General features: G+C 72.3%; 17 protein-coding genes. 12 read left to right on the forward strand and 5 right to left on the reverse strand.

The features are described 5' to 3' along the window. Positions 1-171 precede the first annotated feature (171 nt). From BGK67_RS20640 to BGK67_RS20660, 5 genes are all read right to left on the reverse strand, one after another. Entirely contained in the window at positions 172-1,239 is a 1,068-nt protein-coding gene (locus tag BGK67_RS20640; RefSeq protein ID WP_069921474.1) for a 2-oxoacid:ferredoxin oxidoreductase subunit beta, read from the reverse strand. Next, a complete protein-coding gene (locus BGK67_RS20645; protein WP_069921475.1) occupies positions 1,232-3,178 on the reverse strand; it encodes a 2-oxoacid:acceptor oxidoreductase subunit alpha in 1,947 nt (648 codons plus the stop codon). Before BGK67_RS20645 ends, BGK67_RS20640 begins: the two co-directional genes overlap by 8 nt. Before the next feature lie 145 nt (positions 3,179-3,323). Continuing rightward, positions 3,324-3,983, reverse strand: coding sequence for a response regulator transcription factor (locus BGK67_RS20650; RefSeq protein ID WP_069921476.1), 660 nt, complete (start codon positions 3,981-3,983; stop codon positions 3,324-3,326). 210 nt (positions 3,984-4,193) lie between these two features. Further along, a complete protein-coding gene (locus BGK67_RS20655) occupies positions 4,194-5,513 on the reverse strand; it encodes a sensor histidine kinase (protein ID WP_069921477.1) in 1,320 nt (439 codons plus the stop codon). 787 nt (positions 5,514-6,300) lie between these two features. Further along, positions 6,301-7,476, reverse strand: coding sequence for a sensor histidine kinase (locus tag BGK67_RS20660; RefSeq protein ID WP_069921478.1), 1,176 nt, complete (start codon positions 7,474-7,476; stop codon positions 6,301-6,303). A 147-nt stretch (positions 7,477-7,623) separates the two neighbouring features. Between BGK67_RS20660 and BGK67_RS20665 the strand changes: the two genes are divergently transcribed. From BGK67_RS20665 to BGK67_RS20720, 12 genes are all read left to right on the forward strand, one after another. Continuing rightward, positions 7,624-8,031: an NADH-quinone oxidoreductase subunit A gene (locus BGK67_RS20665; protein WP_069921479.1), complete on the forward strand. Its 408-nt coding sequence runs from the start codon at positions 7,624-7,626 to the stop codon at positions 8,029-8,031. Continuing rightward, positions 8,022-8,624: an NADH-quinone oxidoreductase subunit B gene (locus BGK67_RS20670; protein ID WP_069921480.1), complete on the forward strand. Its 603-nt coding sequence runs from the start codon at positions 8,022-8,024 to the stop codon at positions 8,622-8,624. The genes BGK67_RS20665 and BGK67_RS20670 overlap by 10 nt, the downstream gene beginning before the upstream one ends. After that, positions 8,621-10,345, forward strand: coding sequence for an NADH-quinone oxidoreductase subunit C (locus BGK67_RS20675; protein WP_069921481.1), 1,725 nt, complete (start codon positions 8,621-8,623; stop codon positions 10,343-10,345). Before BGK67_RS20670 ends, BGK67_RS20675 begins: the two co-directional genes overlap by 4 nt. Then, on the forward strand, positions 10,342-11,310 hold the full coding sequence (locus tag BGK67_RS20680) for a complex I subunit 1/NuoH family protein (RefSeq protein ID WP_069921482.1): 969 nt from the start codon (positions 10,342-10,344) through the stop codon (positions 11,308-11,310). Before BGK67_RS20675 ends, BGK67_RS20680 begins: the two co-directional genes overlap by 4 nt. Continuing rightward, positions 11,310-11,909 (forward strand): NuoI/complex I 23 kDa subunit family protein, encoded by a 600-nt coding sequence (locus BGK67_RS20685; protein WP_069921483.1) that lies wholly within the window; start codon positions 11,310-11,312, stop codon positions 11,907-11,909. Before BGK67_RS20680 ends, BGK67_RS20685 begins: the two co-directional genes overlap by 1 nt. Further along, on the forward strand, positions 11,906-12,496 hold the full coding sequence (locus BGK67_RS20690; protein ID WP_069921484.1) for an NADH-quinone oxidoreductase subunit J family protein: 591 nt from the start codon (positions 11,906-11,908) through the stop codon (positions 12,494-12,496). The genes BGK67_RS20685 and BGK67_RS20690 overlap by 4 nt, the downstream gene beginning before the upstream one ends. After that, positions 12,496-12,843 (forward strand): NADH-quinone oxidoreductase subunit NuoK, encoded by a 348-nt coding sequence (gene nuoK, locus BGK67_RS20695; RefSeq protein WP_069921485.1) that lies wholly within the window; start codon positions 12,496-12,498, stop codon positions 12,841-12,843. Before BGK67_RS20690 ends, nuoK begins: the two co-directional genes overlap by 1 nt. Next, entirely contained in the window at positions 12,840-14,840 is a 2,001-nt protein-coding gene (locus BGK67_RS20700) for an NADH-quinone oxidoreductase subunit 5 family protein (RefSeq protein ID WP_069921486.1), read from the forward strand. Before nuoK ends, BGK67_RS20700 begins: the two co-directional genes overlap by 4 nt. A gap of 38 nt (positions 14,841-14,878) precedes the next feature. Next, positions 14,879-16,432 carry a complex I subunit 4 family protein gene (locus tag BGK67_RS20705; RefSeq protein WP_069921487.1) on the forward strand — a complete coding sequence of 518 codons (1,554 nt, stop codon included), beginning with the start codon at positions 14,879-14,881 and terminating at the stop codon, positions 16,430-16,432. Beyond that, positions 16,429-17,979: an NADH-quinone oxidoreductase subunit N gene (locus BGK67_RS20710; protein ID WP_069921488.1), complete on the forward strand. Its 1,551-nt coding sequence runs from the start codon at positions 16,429-16,431 to the stop codon at positions 17,977-17,979. The genes BGK67_RS20705 and BGK67_RS20710 overlap by 4 nt, the downstream gene beginning before the upstream one ends. Positions 17,980-18,290: 311 nt before the next feature. Then, positions 18,291-19,154, forward strand: coding sequence for a zinc metalloprotease HtpX (htpX, locus tag BGK67_RS20715; RefSeq protein ID WP_069921489.1), 864 nt, complete (start codon positions 18,291-18,293; stop codon positions 19,152-19,154). Next, the gene (locus BGK67_RS20720) at positions 19,151-19,543 is read left to right on the forward strand and encodes a YccF domain-containing protein (protein WP_069921490.1); all 393 of its coding nucleotides are present in this window, start codon (positions 19,151-19,153) and stop codon (positions 19,541-19,543) included. Before htpX ends, BGK67_RS20720 begins: the two co-directional genes overlap by 4 nt. The last annotated feature ends 22 nt before the right edge of the window (positions 19,544-19,565 follow it).

Below are 19,565 nucleotides of genomic sequence, written 5' to 3' on the forward strand. Positions count from 1 at the left end.
CGACGCAGATGTCATGCCCGTTCTCCCGAGATACTCATGACATCTGGCGGAAGCCCCCGGGAACGCGCCGGAGCCCGGACCTCCTGACGAGGTTCGGGCTCCGGTCGGGTGCGCGCCGTACGCGGCTCGGGGGTACGGGGTACGGGGTACGGGGTCGGTACGGGGTGCGGGTCAGCCCACGACCGTCCACGTGTCGTTGCCGGCCAGCAGGGCGGCCAGGTCCCCCTTGCCCTTGCGGTCGACGGCCGTGTCGAGCTGCTCGGACATCAGGGTGTCGTAGACGGGCCGCTCGACGCTCCGGAACACCCCGATGGGGGTCTGGTGGAGGGTGTCGGGATCGGCCAGCCGGGACAGCGCGAAGGCGGTGGTCGGGCTGGCGCCGTACGCGTCGTGGACCACGATCCGCGACTCGTTCTCGGGGGTGACCGTGACGACCTGGAGGTCGCCGGTGGCCGGGTCCCGGACGACGCCCTTGTGCCCGTCGGCGCCGAAACGGATCGGCTGCCCGTGCTCCAGCCGGATCACGGCCTCCTGCGCCTGGTCCTTGTCCTTCAGGACCTCGAAGGCGCCGTCGTTGAAGATGTTGCAGTTCTGGTAGATCTCCACCAGCGCCGTGCCCTGGTGGTCGGCGGCCGCGCGCAGCACCTCGGTGAGGTGCTTGCGGTCGGAGTCCACCGTCCGCGCCACGAAGGAGGCCTCCGCGCCGATGGCCAGGGACACCGGGTTGAAGGGCGCGTCCAGCGAGCCCATCGGGGTCGACTTGGTGATCTTGCCGACCTCGGAGGTGGGGGAGTACTGCCCCTTCGTCAGACCGTAGATCCGGTTGTTGAACAGCAGGATCTTGAGGTTGACGTTGCGCCGCAGGGCGTGGATCAGGTGGTTGCCGCCGATGGACAGGGCGTCGCCGTCACCGGTGACGACCCAGACCGACAGGTCGCGGCGGGAGGTGGCCAGACCCGTGGCGATGGCCGGGGCGCGGCCGTGGATGGAGTGCATCCCGTAGGTGTTCATGTAGTACGGGAAGCGGGAGGAGCAGCCGATGCCGGAGACGAAGACGATGTTCTCCTTCGCGAGGCCGAGATCGGGCATGAAGCCCTGCACGGCCGCGAGGACGGCGTAGTCGCCGCAACCGGGGCACCAGCGGACCTCCTGGTCCGACTTGAAGTCCTTGGCCGACTGCGCCGCCTCGGCCTTCGGAACCAGCGACAGCAGGGTCGGGGCGTCGGTCACCTCAGTCATTGATGGCCTCCTCGAGAACCTTCGCGAGCTGCTCCGCCTTGAACGGCATTCCGTTGACCTGGTTGTACGACTGGGCGTCCACCAGGTATTTCGCCCGGATCAGGGTGGCGAGCTGCCCGAGGTTCATCTCCGGCACCACTACCTTCTGGTAACGCTTCAGGACCTCTCCGAGATTCCTAGGGAAGGGGTTGAGGTGGCGCAGGTGGGCCTGCGCGACGGGATGCCCGGCCGCGCGCAGCCGCCGGACCGCGGCGGTGATCGGGCCGTAGGTGGAGCCCCAGCCGAGGACCAGGGTGCGGGCCTGGTCGGGGTCGTCGACCTCCAGGTCCGGGACCAGGATGCCGTCGATCTTGGCCTGGCGGGTGCGGACCATCAGGTCGTGGTTGGCGGGGTCGTACGAGATGTTGCCGGTGCCGTCCTGCTTCTCGATGCCGCCGATGCGGTGCTCGAGGCCGGGCGTGCCGGGGACGGCCCAGGGCCGGGCCAGGGTCTGCGGGTCGCGCTTGTACGGCCAGAACACCTCGGTGCCGTCCGCCAGCTCGTGGTTGGGGCCGGCGGCGAACTGGGTCGTGAGGTCGGGCAGGTCGGCGATGTCGGGGATCCGCCAGGGCTCGGACCCGTTGGCGAGGTATCCGTCCGAGAGCAGGAAGACCGGGGTCCGGTAGGTCAGCGCGATCCGGGCCGCGTCCAGGGCGGCGTCGAAGCAGTCCGCCGGGGTGCGCGGGGCGACGATCGGCACGGGGGCCTCGCCGTTGCGCCCGTACATGGCCTGGAGCAGGTCGGCCTGCTCCGTCTTGGTCGGCAGGCCGGTGGAGGGGCCGCCGCGCTGGATGTCCACGATCAGCAGCGGCAGCTCGAGGGAGACGGCCAGGCCGATCGTCTCGGACTTCAGGGCGACGCCGGGTCCGGAGGTGGTGGTCACGCCCAGGGCTCCGCCGAACGCGGCGCCGAGGGCCGCGCCGATGCCCGCGATCTCGTCTTCGGCCTGGAAGGTGCGTACGCCGAAGTTCTTGTGCCGGCTCAGCTCGTGCAGGATGTCCGAGGCCGGGGTGATCGGGTAGGAGCCCAGGTAGAGCGGCAGGTCAGCCTGCCGGCTCGCGGCGATCAGGCCGTAGGACAGGGCCAGGTTCCCCGAGATGTTGCGGTAGGTGCCGGTGGGGAAGGCCTGGGTGGCCGGGGCGACCTCGTAGGAGACCGCGAAGTCCTCCGTCGTCTCCCCGAAGTTCCAGCCCGCCCGGAAGGCGGCCACGTTCGCCTCGGCGATGTGCGGCTTCTTCGCGAACTTCTGCCGCAGGAAGCGCTCCGTAGCCTCCGTCGGTCGGTGGTACATCCAGGACAGCAGGCCCAGCGCGAACATGTTCTTGCTGCGCTCGGCCTCCTTGCGGGAGAGCCCGAAGTCCTTCAGCGCCTCGACCGTGAGGGTGGTCAGCGGGACGGGGTGGAGGTTGTAGGCGGCCAGCGAGCCGTCCTCGAGGGGGGAGGTCTGGTAGCCGACCTTGGCCATCGGGCGCTTGGTGAACTCGTCCGTGTTGACGATGATCTCCGCGCCGCGCGGCACGTCGGCGATGTTCGCCTTCAGAGCGGCCGGGTTCATCGCGACCAGCACGTTCGGGGCGTCCCCGGGCGTGAGGATGTCGTGGTCGGCGAAGTGCAGCTGGAAGGAGGACACGCCCGGCAGGGTTCCGGCGGGGGCGCGGATCTCGGCGGGGAAGTTCGGGAGGGTCGAGAGGTCGTTCCCGAACGACGCCGTCTCCGAGGTGAACCGGTCACCGGTGAGTTGCATACCGTCACCCGAGTCACCCGCGAAGCGGATGATCACACGATCAAGACGGCGTACTTCCTTGCCGCCCGGACTCGCCGGGGTGCGCTGCCCTGCGACAACCGCACCCCCAGCCCCGTCGGCATGCTCGTCGGCTGGGCTACTGACCTGGCTGGTCACTGAACTGGACCTCCTTCGAGGCGTGGGCACCCCCAGAACCAACCCTACGACGGTCAGCTCTTGCGGGGCGGCCACATTCTGGACCGTTGGACCGCCCTTCGAGACGGCCCGACCGGTATGCCATATCTGACAGAGTGTCAGTCGATCAAGATTTCAGATAGGTGAGAACGGCCAGTACACGCCGGTGATCCCCGTCACTCGGCGACAGGCCCAACTTCATGAAGATGTTGCTGACGTGCTTCTCCACCGCTCCGTCGCTCACGACCAGCTGCTTCGCCACGGCGGAATTCGTGCGTCCTTCGGCCATCAGGCCCAGTACCTCGCGCTCGCGCGGCGTCAGCCCCGCCAGCACGTCCTGCTTGCGGCTGCGCCCGAGCAGCTGGGCGACGACCTCGGGGTCCAGAGCCGTACCGCCCCGGGCCACCCGCACCACCGCGTCCAGGAACTCGCGCACCTCGGCCACCCGGTCCTTGAGCAGGTACCCCACCCCGGTGCTGGAACCGGCCAGCAGCTCGGTGGCGTACTGCTCCTCCACGTACTGCGACAGCACGAGCACCCCGACCCCGGGGTACTCGCGGCGCAGCCGTACGGCGGCCCGCACGCCCTCGTCGGTGTGCGTCGGCGGCATCCGCACGTCGGCCACCACCACGTCCGGCAGCGCGTCCTGCGCGGCGAGGTCCGCCACCGTCTTGATCAGGGCCTCCGCGTCCCCGACGCCCGCCACGACGTCATGCCCCCGGTCGGTCAGCAGCCGGGTCAGGCCCTCACGCAGCAGCACCGAATCCTCGGCGATGACCACCCGCACCCTGTCTTCCACGATTCAGCAGCTCCCGCATCCACTCATCCCGCACTCCCTGACTCAGCCAAGCATCCCAGCCTCGAGGCCGGATCCAGGCTGAGCCGGGACAACGAGTGGGCGGACGGGGGATTTTCAGCCCGCGCCGGCCGCGGGCGAACACGGAGGTCCGGGCCGATGGGCCCGGACCTGGAAGGTGCGCCTGGCAGGGGGTTTTGCTCAGGCCCGCCAGGGAAGCTCGGCGGTCACCGTGGTCCCCGCGCCCTCGGGCGAGTCCACGACGAGGATCCCGTCTACGGCGTCCAGCCGCTCGGCCAGCCCGGCCAGCCCGGTCCCGCCGGCGCCGGAGGGCCTCTCGTCCATGGCCGCCCCGCCCCGGCCGTCGTCGGAGACCTGGACCAGCAGCCGCTCCCCGGACTTCCACACCTCCACGCCGGCGACCCTGGCCCGCGCGTGCTTGCTGACGTTCTGCAGCAGCTCCGAGACGGTGAAGTACGCGATCCCCTCGATCGCCGCCGTCGGCCGGGCCGGGAGGTCCACGGTCACCCGTACCGGAACGGCGCACCGCGCCGCCACCGAGGACAGCGCCGCGTCCAGCCCCCGGTCGGTCAGCACCGCCGGGTGGATCCCGCGGGCCAGGTCCCGCAGCTCCTGCAGGGCGATCTTCACCTCTCCGTGTGCCTCGTCCACCATCCGGGCGGCGGCCACCGGGTCCTCGGTCGCCTTCTCCTTCGCCAGCCCCAGGTCCATCGCGAGGGCCGCCAGCCGGGCCTGCGCCCCGTCGTGCAGGTCCCGCTCGATGCGCCGCAGGTCGGCGGCCGCGGTATCCACGACCACCCCGCGGTCCGACTCCAGCTCGCTCACCCGGCTGGCCAGCCGGGACGGCCCGAGCAGGCCGCCCACCACGACCCGGTCGACGGCGGTCAGCGCCCGGAACACCCACGGGGTGGCGAGGGTGAAGGCCAGCCCGACCAGGAAGGTGAGGGCGATCTCGGCGGGGGAGTCGAGGTAGAAGGAGTAGTCGCCGTTCTGGAAGAGCTGGAGCCCGGGCTGGTCGGTGTAGGCCGGGAAGACCCAGAACCAGACCGGGTACAGCAGCAGGGACCACCCCGTCGTCCAGAACACCAGCGCCATGCAGAAGCCGAAGACCGCCCACGGAAAGTGGATCAGGGAGTACAGCACGTGCCGCCAGGCGCTCCCGCTCTGGAGCAGCGCCCCCATCGCGGACATGGCCCCGCGCTTGCGGGCCCGGATCGGCGCCGGCTCGGCGACGTCGGCCCCGAGCAGGCCGCGCACCCGCGCCCGCTCCAGATGGCCGAACCCGCGGCACATCGCGAGCACCCCGGCGAGCACCGGGACCCCGAGGAAGGTGACGAGCAGACCGGCTCCGAGGCTCAGGCCGGTGACGGCGAGCGAGAAGTACAGGACGCTCAGCGGCAGCCCGATCAGCAGATGCCCGAACTCCCGCCAGGTCCTCCCGGCCACAGGAGCCCGCACCACAGCCCGGAACCCTCCGCCCGCGCGCACACCGTCATCCATCTCCGCCCCACCCTTCCCGTCTCAGCCCTACCCCCCAACCCTCCCGCGCCCGCCCCCACCCCTCCATCCGGCCCGTCGGCGTCCCTACCGGGGGGTTAACCCCACCCCCGGCCGCCTCCCGCCCCGCGCGGCACTCGAGGCGCGGGGCGGAGCCCCGGAAACGGCGCCGCACCCGACCACCCCACGTACCCAATCAGCCCGACGGCTGCGGCTCCCTCCCCGGAGCCTCCGCCCGCCCATTCCAGCGCGCCGGCGTTGAGGCGCGCGGCGCGGGCCGGAGCTCCGACGGCGGCGCCGCGCCTGATCATCCCCACGGCCCGAGCCGCTCGGCGCTCCCTCCTCGGAGCCTTGGGCCGGCCATTCCAGCCCAGCCGGCGCTTGAGGCGCGGGGCGCGGGGCGGAGCCCCGACACGGCGCCGCACCCGACCACCCCCACGGCCCGAGCCGCCCGACGGCTGCGGCTCCCCCCCCAGACCCCCGGCCCGCCCCTTTCCGCCGCGCCCGGCGTTTGAGGCGCGGGGCGCGGGGCGGAGCCCCGACACGGCGCCGCACCCGACCACCCCCACGGCCCGAGCCGCCCGACGGCTGCGGCTCCCTCCCCAGACCCCCGGCCCGCCCCTTTCAGCCGCGCCCGGCGTTTGAGGCGCGGGGCGCGGGGCGGAGCCCCGACACAGGGCCGCACCCGACCACCCCCCACGGCCCGAGCCCACACGCAAAACGGGACCCCCGCCCACCCGGACGAAGGGCCCGCAACACGACAAGCCGGCAGCCAACCAACCCCGACCGACTACTCCCCCCCCCGCCACGGCAACCCCGCCGTGACCCCGGTCCCCCCCCCCACCGGCGAATCCACGACGAACACCCCGTCCACCGCCCCCAACCGCTCCGCGAGCCCCGCCATCCCCGACCCCCGAGAGGCATCCGCACCCCCGCGCCCGTCGTCCGACACCCGGATCAGCAGCCGCTCCCCGGCCCGCCACACCTCCACGCTGGCGCCCCGCGCAGCGGCCCCCGCGTGCTTGCTCACGTTCTGCAGCAGCTCCGACACCACGAAGTACGCGATCCCCTCGATCGCGGCCGCCGGCCGCGCCGGCAGATCCACCGCCACCTTCACCGGCACCACGCACCGCGCCGCCACCGACGACAGCGCCGCGTCCAGCCCCCGGTCGGTCAGCACCGCCGGATGGATCCCGCGCGCCAGGTCCCGCAGCTCCTGGAGCGCCAGCTTCACCTCCCCGTGGGCCTCGCCGACCATCGCCGCCGCGCCCTCCGGGTCCTCCAGCAGCTTCTCCTTCGCCAGGCCCAGCCCCATCGCCAGCGCCACCAGCCGCGCCTGCGCCCCGTCGTGCAGGTCGCGCTCGATGCGCCGCAGGTCGGCCGCCGCCGTGTCGACGACCACCCCGCGGTCCGACTCCAGCTCCGCGATCCGCCGCTCCAGGCCGTCGGAGGGCGACAAGAGCCCCCGCACCATCGCCCGGTCCGCGTTCGCGAGCAGCCGTACCAAATACGGCAGCACCGGCCACAGCACGAACAGCCCGGTCAGGGCTACCGTGAAGGTGAGCACTCCCCACGGGAGCCGGACCAGCTGGTACAGCACCGTCCGCCAGCCGACCGGGTCCTTGATGCTCGTCCACAGCCAGGAGAAGAACCCGCCCGCCCGCCGCGGGCCGGGAATCGGCGTCGGCTCGTCCACCCGTACGCCCAGGAGCGCCCGGGCCCGTGCCCGGTCCAGCCGTCCCAACTGACGAGACACCCACAGACCGCATGCGAGCAGCGGAAGACCGATCGCGGTCACGGACAGACCGCCCGTTCCGGCGACCATGACCACCGCGTAGACGAAACCGACCACCGCCAACGGCAGGTTGCTCACCAGATAGGCGATCTCCTTCCACGTCACGGCGCTGAAGACGGCGCGGACGGGAGGCGGCCGGTCGTTGTCGGGGCTGTCATGGGTCGTGGTCATGCGGCACAGCCTGCCAAGGGCCGACCCCGGACGCCATGGGGTGGCCGGGGGGCTGTGAACGGGGGATAACCCCACCCCGTGTGAGGCAGGCCCTAGACTCCCGCCTGTACCAGATCATCGACAGTGACCGAGGAGCGAGGAACGGACGTGCCAGAACCGACGGTATCGACCGTAACCGTGCTCGCGGCGGACTACTTCCGGAGTTATTCGGTCGTCGGCCTGCTCGCCCTCCTCGGTGTGCTCTTCGTGGCCGTGGCGTTCGGCGCCGGCCGCCTGCTGCGGCCCGTGGTCCCGACCCCCGAGAAGCTGCTGACGTACGAATGCGGTGTGGACCCGGTCGGCGAGGGCTGGGCGCACACCCAGGTCCGCTACTACGTCTACGCGTTCCTCTACGTCATCTTCGCCGTCGACTCGATCTTCCTGTTCCCGTGGGCGACGGTGTTCGCCGCCGCCGGTTACGGCGCCACGACCCTGGTCGAGATGTTCATCTTCCTGGGCTTCCTGGCCGTCGGCCTGCTCTATGCGTACAAGAAGGGCGTCCTCGAATGGACGTGACACCGGCCGTGACGCCGACCGAGGGCGTCTTGCTCCCGGAACCCAAGCGCCTGGGAGTGCTCTCCCGGCTCGCCCCGGAGCCGATGAAGGTGGTCCTGAACTGGGGCCGCCGGTACAGCCTGTGGGTCTTCAACTTCGGCCTCGCCTGCTGCGCGATCGAGTTCATCGCCGCCTCGATGGCCCGTCACGACTTCATCCGGCTCGGCGTGATCCCCTTCGCGCCGGGGCCCCGGCAGGCCGACCTGATGATCGTCTCGGGCACCGTCACGGACAAGATGGCGCCCGCCGTCAAGCGGCTCTACGAGCAGATGCCGGAGCCCAAGTACGTCATCTCCTTCGGCGCCTGCTCCAACTGCGGCGGCCCGTACTGGGACTCCTACTCGGTGACGAAGGGCGTCGACCAGATCATCCCGGTCGACGTCTACGTACCCGGCTGCCCGCCGCGCCCGGAGGCGCTGCTCCAGGGAATCCTCAAGCTCCAGGAGAAGATCGCTCGGGAGTCGCTCGCGGACCGCTATGCGGCGGGCCCTTCCGTGGGACAGCTCACCAGCGGCCTGGTCACGCCCCCGCCGACCCCCGGGAGCGGCGCGTGAACCTCTACGACTCCCTTCCCGACGCGGCGGCCACGGTCTTCGGCGAAGAGGCCGTGGGCTCGTCGGCGTACGACGTCCTGACCGTCGACGTGCCGGTCGGATCCTGGGTCTCGGCCCTGGAGATCGCCCGGGACAAGCTGGGCTGCACGTACTTCGACTGGCTGAGCGCGGTCGACGAGCCGGGCACCGGCTTCCAGGTCTGCGCGCACGTCGTCTCGCTGGAGAACCACCGCGTACGCCGCCTCCTGCTGCGCACGACGGTCCCGCACACCGCCCCCTCCCTCCCCTCGGCGGTCGCCGTCTACGCGGGAGCCGAGTGGCACGAGCGCGAGACGTTCGAGATGTTCGGGATCGTCTTCACCGACCACCCGCACCTGGTCCACCTGCTCCTTCCGGAGAACTTCGAAGGACACCCGCTGCGCAAGGACTTCGTCCTGGCCGCGCGGGTCGCCAAGGCCTGGCCCGGTGCCAAGGAGCCGGGCGAGGCCCACGACCCGGACGCGCCCAAGCGCCGCCAGATGCTTCCGCCCGGCGTCCCGGACCCCAACGACTGGGGCCCGATGAAGGGCCAGCTCCCGCCGGCCCCCGCCCGGCCGGCCCGCACCCCGCGCGCCGCGGGCGCGGCGGCCCGCCCCCCGCGCGAGGGCGCCCCGCCCCGCCGCACCCGCGCGACCACCGAAGGCCCGGCCACCCAGCCCACCCCCGCAACGCCCCAGCCGAGCCCCGACGCCCCGACGCCCCCGGACGCCCCGGCAACCCCGCCCCGCCGCACCCGCTCGGCCGCGGAGGGCTCGGCCAGCCAGGCGACGGCCCCGGAGGCCGCACCGGCCCCCGAGGCGACGCCGGTTGCCCCGGCGACTCCGGACGCCCCGGCAACCCCGCCCCGCTCGCCGCGCCGCACCCGCTCGGCCTCGGAGGGCTCGGCCAGCCAGGCGACCCCGGCCGCGCCCCAGCCGACCGCTCCCGCGCTCCCGGTCACCCCGGGGACGCCGGTCACCCCGGCGACCCCGGACACCCCGGCAACCCCGGACACCCCAGGGACTCCGGCTGCCCAGGCGACGCCGGGGACCCCGGTCACCCCGGTCAGCCCAGGGACCTCGGACGACGCCCAGGCGACGCCGGCGACCCGGGCTGCTCAGGCGGCCTCGGATGCCCCGGTGACCCCGCCCCGCCCGCCGCGCCGCACCCGCTCGGCCGCGGATGGCTCGGCCAGCCAGGCCACCCCGGCTCCGGGGCCTCAGCCCGCCGCCCGCCGGGCCCCCAGCAGCCCCGACGCCCCCTGGCACAACCCCAAGCCCGCTTTCCAGGACGCCGAGCCCGACCCGACGCCGCAGGCGAAGCCCGAGCCCGCGCCCCAGGCGAAGCCGGAGCCCGGCCCGCAGGCCGATCCTGCTGCCGAGCCGCAGACAAAGCCGGAGCCCGTGCCCGCCCCGTCGGCGAAGCCCGAGACAGCGGCCGAGCCCGAGCAGCAGGCTGACGCCGAGCCGCAGGCTCGGCCCCAGCCCGGCCCGCAGGCCGACCCCGTTGCCGAGCCGCAGGCTCAGCCCGCGCCGATGCCCGAGCCCGAGCCCGAGGCTCAGCCCGAGCCGCAGGCCCAGCCCGAGCCCGCGCCGCAGGCGCAGCCCGCGCCGCAGGCGCAGCCCCGCACCGGCCCCGGCGGGCAGCCGCGCCCGCGCCGCGCCGCCCAGCAGCCGCCGACCACCCCGGAGGGAGACGCGTGAACGAGGTCCTCGACGTCGCCCTGCGGCTGATCATCGTCTTCGCCGTCTTCCTCGTGCTCCCGCTCGTCGTCGGGCAGACCGAGCACAAGGTGATGGCGCACATGCAGGGCCGCCTCGGCCCGATGTACGCCGGCGGCTTCCACGGCTGGGCCCAGCTCGTCGCCGACGGCGTGAAGTTCGCGCAGAAGGAAGACATCGTCCCGGCCAACGCCGACCGCCGGATCTTCCAGCTGGCCCCCGCCGTCGCCCTGCTCCCGTACCTCCTCGTCCTCCTCGCGATCCCGATCGGCCCCGGCGAGGGCGCCGTCGGACAGGTCATCGACGCCGGCGTGTTCTTCGTGCTGGCCGTCATGGGCGTCGGAGTCCTCGGCTCGCTCATGGCCGGCTGGGCCTCCGCGAACAAGTTCTCCCTGCTCGGCGGCCTCCGCACCGCCGCCCAGCTGCTCGCCTACGAGCTCCCGATGCTGCTGGCCGCCGCGTCCGTGGCCATGGCCGCCGGGACGGTCTCCCTCCCCGGCATCGTCGAGAGCTTCGAGTGGTGGTGGCTGCCCTGGCAGATCGTCGGCGCGCTCGTCTTCTTCACCGCCGGCCTCGCCGAACTCCAGCGGCCCCCCTTCGACATGCCCGTCGCCGACTCCGAGATCATCTTCGGCGCGTACACCGAGTACACCGGCCTGCGCTTCGCCCTGTTCCTCCTTGCCGAGTACGCCGGCATCGTCGTCCTGTGCGCCCTCACCACCGTCCTCTTCCTCGGCGGCTGGCAGGGCCCCTTCGGCGCCGACGGTCTCGGCTGGGTCTGGACCCTGCTCAAGACCGCGATCCTCGCCTTCGTCGTGATCTGGCTCCGCGTGACGTACCCCCGCCTGCGCGAGGACCAGCTCCAGAAGCTCGCCTGGACCACGCTCATCCCGCTCGCGCTCGCCCAGATCGCGCTCACCGGCATCGTGAAGGTGGCGATCCAGTAATGCCCATCCCCGGATCCGGCCTCGCCAAGGGCCTCGCGGTCACGCTGCGCACCATGACGAAGCGCTCGCACACCGCCCAGTACCCCGAGGTCCAGCCCCAGCTGCCGCCGCGCAGCCGCGGGGTCATCGGACTGTTCGAGGAGAACTGCACGGTCTGCATGCTCTGCGCCCGCGAGTGCCCCGACTGGTGCATCTACATCGACTCCCACAAGGAGACGGTCCCGGCCGCCGCCCCCGGCGGCCGCGAGCGCAGCCGCAACGTCCTCGACCGCTTCGCCATCGACTTCTCCCTGTGCATGTACTGCGGCATCTGCATCGAGGTGTGCCCCTTCGACGCCCTCTTCTGGTCACCGGAGTTCGAGTACGCGGAGACCGACATCCACGAGCTGACCCACGAGCGCGACAAGCTCCGCGAGTGGATGTGGACCGTCCCGGCTCCGCCCGCCCTGGACCCGGCCGCCGAGGAGCCCAAGGAGATCGCCGCCGCGCGCAAGGCCGTGGAGAAGGCCGAGGCCGCGGCAGCGGCAGCCGCCGCCGCTGCTGAAGCCGCCGGAGCCGCCGCCACCCAGCCGCCGACCACCCCGGAGGCAGACGCGTGAGTCCCGCCGCCACTCTCGCCGCGGCCGGAGGCCAGGGTTTCCTCTCCCCGACCGGCGTCGAGATCGCCTTCGTCCTCGTCGGCCTCGCCACCCTCGGCGCGGCCCTCGTCACGGTCACCACCAAGCAGCTCGTGCACGCCGCCCTCTGGCTGGTCGTCGCGCTCGGCGGCATCGCCGTCGAGTACCTGCTGCTGACCGCCGAGTTCATCGCCTGGGTCCAGGTCCTGATCTACCTCGGCTCCGTGGTCGTCCTCCTCCTCTTCGGGCTGATGCTCACCAAGGCCCCCATCGGCCGCTCCCCGGACGCCGACTCCGGCAACCGCCGGATCGCCCTCGCCGTCGCCGTCGTCGCCGCCGTCTCCCTCGTCTGGGTCGTCGTCGACGCCTTCCGCACGACCTGGATCGACCTCGACGGCCCGGTCCAGGGCTCCACGAAGGTCTCCGGCGAGATGCTCTTCCAGCACTGGGTGCTGCCCTTCGAGGCGCTCTCCGTCCTCCTCCTCGCCGCCCTGATCGGCGCCATCGTGCTGTCACGCAGGAACACTCCCGCCGAAGACGGCGTCGCCAGTGACAAGGGGCAGCACTGATGCACCTCGCCTACCCCGCCGTCCTCGCGGCGCTGCTCTTCTGCACGGGCCTGTACGGAGTGCTCGCCCGCCGCAACGCCATCCTGGTCCTGATGTCCGTCGAGCTGATGCTCAACGCCGTCAACCTCAACCTGGTGGCCTTCGACGTCTGGCTGCGCGACACCCTGCACGCCGGCCAGGCCCTCACCCTCTTCACCATCGCCATCGCCGCCGCCGAGATCGGCATCGGTCTCGCGATCGTGCTGATGGTGTACCGCAACCGGGGCACCTCGGACGTAGACCGGCTCCGCGACACCGCCGAGGGCCACGAGCCCACCTTGAACGATCAGAGCGAGGTCACCGCGTGAGCACCACGACCCTCGCCGTCCTGGTCCCCGTCCTGCCCTTCCTGGGCGCGGTCGCGGGACTGCTCTTCGGCCGCACCGCCCCCGGCTTCGTCCGGCCGCTCGCCATCCTGCCGACGCTGGGCGCCGCCGTACTGGCCGTCCTCGTCGCCGTCCGCCACGGCGGAGGCAAGGCGATCGACACCGCGACCGAACTGACCCCGACCGGCTCGGTGCCGATCGAGCTGTCGCTCCACCTGGACGGCTTCGCCGTGCTGGTCGCCGTCCTGGTCGGAGTCGTCGCCACGTGCGTACAGCTCTACTCGACGGCGTACCTCCGCGACGACCCGCGCTACCCGTCGTATGCCGCTCTGGTCTCACTGTTCACCTCCGCCATGCTGCTCGTCGTCTACTCCGGCGACCTGATGGTGCTGCTGGTCGGCTGGGAGGTCATGGGCATCTGCTCGTACTTCCTCGTCGGCCACTACTGGGAGACCGAGGCGGCCCGGTCCGCCTCCCTGAAGGCCTTCCTCGTCACCAAGCTCGGCGACGTCCCCTTCCTGATCGGCCTGTTCGCGCTCGCCACCGACGCCGGCTCCTTCCGGATCACCAAGATCCTCGGCACCGTCGCCGCGGGCGGGCTCGACCACCCGACGCTGATCGCCCTGCTGCTGCTCGCCGGCGTCGCGGGCAAGTCCGCGCAGTTCCCGCTGCACACCTGGCTCCCCGACGCCATGGCGGGCCCCACCCCGGTCTCCGCGCTGATCCACGCCGCGACGATGGTCGCCGCCGGTGTCTACTTCATCGCCCGCCTCCTCCCCGTCTTCGCGGCCTCCCGCGCCGCGCTGGTGGTCATGGCCGCCATGGCGGCCGTCACGATGGTCGGCTCCGCCCTCGCCGCCCTGGCTCAGGACGACATCAAGCGGGTGCTCGCCTACTCCACGGTCGGCCAGCTCGGCTACATGACCGGGGCCCTGGCCGTCGGCGACCGCGGTGCCGCCGTCTTCCACCTCCTGTCCCACGGCGCCTTCAAGGCGCTCCTGTTCCTCGGCGCGGGCGTGATCATCCACGCCGCCGGTACGAACTCCCTGGCCGCCATGTCCCGTATGGACGGCCTGGCCAAGCGCGTCCCCGACGCCTTCTGGACGATGACGATCGCGCTGCTCGCGCTCGCCGCGATCCCGCCGTTCGCCGGCTTCTTCTCCAAGGAAGCCGTCCTCGTGGCCGCCGAGCACACCGCCACCGGCCACTCGGAGTCCGCCCCCGGCGCCGCCGGCTGGCTGGTCCTGACCGCCGGCCTGCTGACCGCCCTGCTCACCGCCGCCTACGCCACCCGGCTGTGGCTGATGGCCTTCCGCGGCCGGGGCGCCGCCGCCCCCGACCACGGCAAGGAGCCCGTCGCCATGACCGGCGTGCTGTGGCTGCTGGCGATCCCGTCCCTCGCTTTCGGTCTGGCTGCGGGCCCCCTGGCCGACTGGTTCGACGGCAGGGAACTCACCCCGACCCTGACCACCTCGCTCCTCGGCACCGGCGCCGCCGTCGTCGGCGGGGTGCTCACCTACGCCCTGTGGCAGCGCGCCACGGCGCAGGCCGTCGCCGCCGGATACGGAGCCGGCCCGTCCGCCTCCGTCGCCGCCGCGGAATCCGCCGCCGAGACCCCCGAGGTCGCCGAGGTCACCCACGACCACCCCGCCGTCCCGGCCGGCTCCGCCCCCGACCCCGGCAAGGCGTTCCTCGGCCCGCTGCACCGCCACGCGGCAGACGGCTTCCACCTCGACGCCGTCTACGACCGGCTGTTCGTCCGCCCCGTCCGCGCGGCCGCCGGCCTGGTCCGCTTCCTCGACCGCGAGGTCGTGGACACGTACGTCCGCGGCGCGGGCGGCGGCACCCGCCTGCTCGGCACCCTCGTACGCCGCGCCCAGACCGGCAACGTGCAGAGCTACCTGAGCGCCCTGCTCGCCGGCGCCGTGGTCCTGGCGATCGCCACCGCCGTCCTCGCCAACGTCAACGCCGGATCGTGAGCCGTGAGTCAGCCGTGATTGATATCAGCCCGTCCGTGATGCAGTTCCTTCTGGCGTTCATCGTGGCCGCACCGCTCCTCGGCGCGGCCGCGGCGCTCCTGCCGCCCCCGCCCGGGCTCAAGGGCCGCAGCCCCGAACAGGCCGTGCTCCGCCACGGCGTGACCGTCACCGGCGTCATCCTCGCCGCGGCGATCGCCCTCACCCTGGGCTTCGACCACGACGCCCCGTCCCGCTTCCAGGCGACGACGGACATCAGCTGGATCCAGGCGCTGAACGTCCGGATCCACCTCGGCATCGACGGCATCTCGCTCCCCCTCCTCCTGATGACCGCGCTGCTGTTCTTCCTGTGCGCGCTCTACAGCTACTTCAAGCTCCCCGAAGGCCCCTCCCCGAAGGCCTTCGTCGCCCTGCTGCTCGTCCTCGAGTCCGGCACCCTCGCGACCTTCGCCGTCCTCGACCTGCTGCTCTTCTTCCTCGCCTTCGAGATGGTCCTCATCCCGATGTACTTCCTCATCGCCCGCTGGGGCGGTGCTCAGCGGCAGGCCGCCGCCTGGAAGTTCATCCTCTACACCCTCCTCGGCTCCGTCGTCATGCTGCTCGGTCTGCTGCTCATCGGACTGAAGAGCGGCACCTTCGACATGGTGGCACTCGCCACTGACAACGGCCGCGAACTCACCCACACCACCCAGCTCCTGGCCGTCCTCGCCATCGGCATCGGCCTCGCCGTGAAGACCCCGATGTGGCCCCTGCACAGCTGGCTCCCGGACGCCCACACCGCCGCCCCCACCGTCGGCTCCGTCCTGCTGGCCGGCGTCCTGCTCAAGATGGGCACGTACGGGTTCGTCCGCATCCTGCTCCCCGTCACCCCCGACGGCATGGCCACCTTCGCCCCCTACCTGGGCGCGCTCGCCGCCATCGGCATCGTCTACGGATCCCTCGCCTGCCTCGCGCTCGCCCGCAAGGGCAGCAAGGGCGACCTCAAGCGCCTCATCGCCTACTCCTCCGTCGGCCACATGGGCTTCGTGCTCCTCGGCATCGCGTCCATGACCCCCACCGGCGTCAACGGCGCGCTCTTCGCCAACATCGCCCACGGCCTGATCACCGGCCTGCTCTTCTTCCTGGTCGGCGCCCTCAAGGACCGCTACGGCACCGCCGACCTCGACACCCTCGCCGGGGCCACCGGCGCCGCCCTCTACGGCCGCGCCCCCCGCCTCGGCGCCCTCCTCGCCTTCGCCGCCGTCGCCTCCCTGGGCCTGCCCGGCCTCGCCGGGTTCTGGGGCGAGATGCTGGCCCTCCTCGGCGCGTTCGACCCCGCCGAGGGGCTCTCCCGCCCCGCCTTCCTCACCTACACGGCCCTCGGCGCGTTCGGCACCCTGCTCACCGCCGCCTACCTGCTGATCGTCGTACGACGCGTCTGCATGGGCGACCCGAAGGCCGGCCCGGAGCTCGCCGTCGCGGACATCCAGCGCTACGAGTTCGCCGCCTGGACCCCGCTCGCCGCCCTCACCGTCCTCGCCGGCCTGTGGCCCGCGGTCCTCCTCGGCCTCACCGACCCGGCCGTCCAGAAGCTCCTCGCAGGAGGCAACGCATGACGGCCCTCACGGTCCTGGCCGCCGACACCCCCAGCCTGGTCCAGTCCGTCGACTGGCTCGCCATCGCGCCGGTCGTGATCACCGCCGCCGTCGGCCTGGCGGTCCTGGTCGCCGACCTCTTCGTACCCGAGCGCGCCAAGCCCGCCCTCGGCTGGATCTCCGTCGCCGGCCTCGCGGTCGCGACGGCCTCCCTGCTGCCGCTGCGCGCCGGCGACCGCAGCACCTTCTGCCTCCTCAGCGACCCGGGCGCCTGCAGCTACACCGCGGACCACTTCACGCTCGTCGTGCAGTTCCTGGTCCTGGCCGGCGCCCTGGTCACCGCCCTGCTGTCGGTCACCGCCGTCCGCGACACGCGCCTGCCCGCCGGCGAGTACTGGTTCCTGCTGCTCTCCTCCGCCGCCGGCGCCGCCCTGCTGCCCGCCTCCCGCGACCTCGCCACCCTGATCGTCGCCCTCGAGGTGGCCTCGCTGCCCGCCTTCGCCCTCGTCGGCATGCGCCGCGGCGACCGGCTCTCCTCCGAGGCCGCCCTCAAGTTCTTCCTCTCCTCCGTCACCGCCACCGCCGTGTCGCTGATGGGCGTCAGCTTCGTCTACGCCGCCACCGGCTCCATGCACCTCACCCAGGTCGCCGACCGCCTCGAAGACGTCCCCGGACAGCTCGACACCCTCGCCATGGCCGGCGTCGCGCTCACCCTCGTCGGCTTCGCCTTCAAGACGGCGGCCGTCCCCTTCCACTTCTGGGTCCCCGACACCTACGTCGGCGCCCCGCTGCCCATCGCCGGCTACCTCTCGGTGATCGGCAAGGCCGTCGGATTCACCGGCCTCATCCTCGTCACGGTGATCGCCTTCCCCGCGTACTCCGACATCTGGGGCCCCGCACTGGCCGTCCTGGCCGCGCTCACCATGACCCTCGGCAACGCCGCCGCCCTGCGCCAGTCCGCCGACCGCCCGAACAGCGCCGTACGGCTGCTCGCCTGGTCCTCGGTCGGCCAGGCAGGCTACCTGCTGGTCCCGATCGCCGCGGCCGCGTACTCCGAGCGCGACCAGATCGGCTCCACGGTCGCCTACGCCCTCATGTACGCCGCCGTGAACCTGGGCGCCTTCGCCGTGGCCGCCCTGGTCGCCCGCACCAAGCCGCTGCACCGGATCAGCGACTACCGGGGCCTGTACGCGCAGCGCCCGGCGGCCGCGCTCTCGCTGGCCTTCTTCCTGCTCTGCCTGGCCGGTCTGCCGCCGGGCATCATCGGCCTCTTCGCCAAGGTCACCGTCTTCCGGTCCGCGGTCGACGCGGGCCTGGGCTGGCTGGCCGTGGTCATGGCCGTCAACGTCGTCATCGCCCTCTACTACTACCTGCGGTGGACCGCGCTGCTCTTCCGCACGCCGGAGGCCGTCGAGGGCGCCGAAGGCGGCACGGAGGGCCGGATTCTCGCGAAGGCCCCCTGGCCGGTCACGGCGGCCATCGCCGTCACCGCCGTCACGGCCGTCGTCCTCTCGGGCGCCCCGCAGCTGGTCCTGCGCTTCGCGACGGGCAGCCTCTTCCCGCAGTGAGCTCCACCCCCCGTCCCCGCGCGGGGACGGGGGGTACGCGCATCCCGTACGCCACGAGCCCGTACGCGCATCCCGTACGCCACGAGCCCGTACGCGCATCCCGCACGCCACGAGCCCGTACGCGCATCCCGCACGCACCACCCGTACGGAGCAACGCCCGCCGCCGCCCCGCCGCCCCGGCCGCAGGGGCGGCGGCCCCGTGTGCCCTGGGAACCAGACGCGCCCACCTCGCGTTGACCAGGAAGGGAGGGTCCACTGGACCGTAGACCCTCGCTTCGGGTCCCCCTGCCGCACCACTAGGAGGGCGTACCGTGCACCGCCGGCACAACGGGCTGAAGACCGCCGTACTCCTCGGCGGTCTGTCGGCACTCATCATCCTCATCGGGAGCTTCTTCGGCCGGGGCGGCCTGATCGTCGCCGTCGTCATCGCCCTCGGGACGAACGCGTACGCGTACTGGAACAGCGACAAGCTGGCTCTACGCGCGATGCGCGCCCGACCCGTCAGCGAGTTCGAGGCCCCCGAGCTCTACCGCATGGTGCGCGAGCTCTCCACCTCCGCTCGCCAGCCCATGCCCCGTCTCTACATCTCACCCACCGAGGCCCCCAACGCCTTCGCCACCGGCCGCAACCCGCGCAACGCGGCGGTCTGCTGCACCGAGGGCATCCTGCGCATCCTCGACGAGCGCGAACTGCGCGGGGTCATCGGCCACGAGCTCAGCCACGTCTACAACCGCGACATCCTGATCTCGTCGGTCGCCGGCGCACTCGCCTCGGTGATCATGTTCCTCGTGAACTTCGCCTGGCTGATACCGGTCGGTCGATCGAGCGACGACGAAGGGCCGGGCCTCTTCGGGATGCTGCTCATCATGATCCTCGGCCCCCTGGCCGCCTCCGTGATCCAGCTGGCCGTCAGCCGCTCGCGCGAGTACGAGGCCGACGCCTCCGGCGCCCAGCTCACCGGCGACCCGCTCGCCCTGGCCAGCGCCCTGCGCAAGCTCGACGCGGGCACCAAGCAGCTCCCGCTGCCCCCGGAGCCCCGGCTGGAGACCGCCAGCCACATGATGATCGCGAACCCGTTCCGTCCGGGTCAGGGCCTTTCTAAGATGTTCTCCACACACCCTCCGATGGCCGAGCGCATCGCCCGGCTCGAACAGATGGCAGGCCGTAGGCAGTGAAGACAATCCTGAACGTCATATGGCTCATCCTCAGCGGCATCTGGCTGTTCCTCGGCTACTGCCTCGCGGGCGTGCTGCTCTGCGTCACCATCATCGGCATCCCCTTCGGCATCGCCGCCTTCCGCATCGCGGTGTACGCCCTCTGGCCGTTCGGCTACACCGCCGTCGAGCGCCGTGACTCGGGGGCCGGATCCGCCATCGGCAACGTCCTGTGGCTGGTCCTCGCGGGCTGGTGGCTGGCCCTCGGCCACATCTTCACCGGCATCGCGCTGTGCGTCACGATCATCGGCATCCCGTTCGGCATCGCCAACTTCAAGATGGTCCCGCTCTCGCTGCTCCCGCTGGGCCGCGAAATCGTCCCCACGGACGCTCCGTTCGCCTCCCGCTGACCTCGTCGCCGACGGAGTTTTC

This window comes from Streptomyces subrutilus (genome assembly GCF_001746425.1).
Taxonomy (GTDB): domain Bacteria; phylum Actinomycetota; class Actinomycetes; order Streptomycetales; family Streptomycetaceae; genus Streptomyces; species Streptomyces subrutilus_A.

Bases quoted from the DNA above. Each gene is read 5' to 3' on its own strand.
- BGK67_RS20640 (WP_069921474.1), bottom strand. From the start codon at position 1,239: ATGACTGAGGTGACCGACGCCCCGACCCTGCTGTCGCTGGTTCCGAAG.
- BGK67_RS20655 (WP_069921477.1), bottom strand. From the start codon at position 5,513: ATGGATGACGGTGTGCGCGCGGGCGGAGGGTTCCGGGCTGTGGTGCGG.
- BGK67_RS20660 (WP_069921478.1), bottom strand. From the start codon at position 7,476: ATGACCACGACCCATGACAGCCCCGACAACGACCGGCCGCCTCCCGTC.
- BGK67_RS20670 (WP_069921480.1), top strand. From the start codon at position 8,022: ATGGACGTGACACCGGCCGTGACGCCGACCGAGGGCGTCTTGCTCCCG.
- BGK67_RS20685 (WP_069921483.1), top strand. From the start codon at position 11,310: ATGCCCATCCCCGGATCCGGCCTCGCCAAGGGCCTCGCGGTCACGCTG.
- nuoK (WP_069921485.1), top strand. From the start codon at position 12,496: ATGCACCTCGCCTACCCCGCCGTCCTCGCGGCGCTGCTCTTCTGCACG.
- BGK67_RS20705 (WP_069921487.1), top strand. From the start codon at position 14,879: ATGCAGTTCCTTCTGGCGTTCATCGTGGCCGCACCGCTCCTCGGCGCG.
- BGK67_RS20710 (WP_069921488.1), top strand. From the start codon at position 16,429: ATGACGGCCCTCACGGTCCTGGCCGCCGACACCCCCAGCCTGGTCCAG.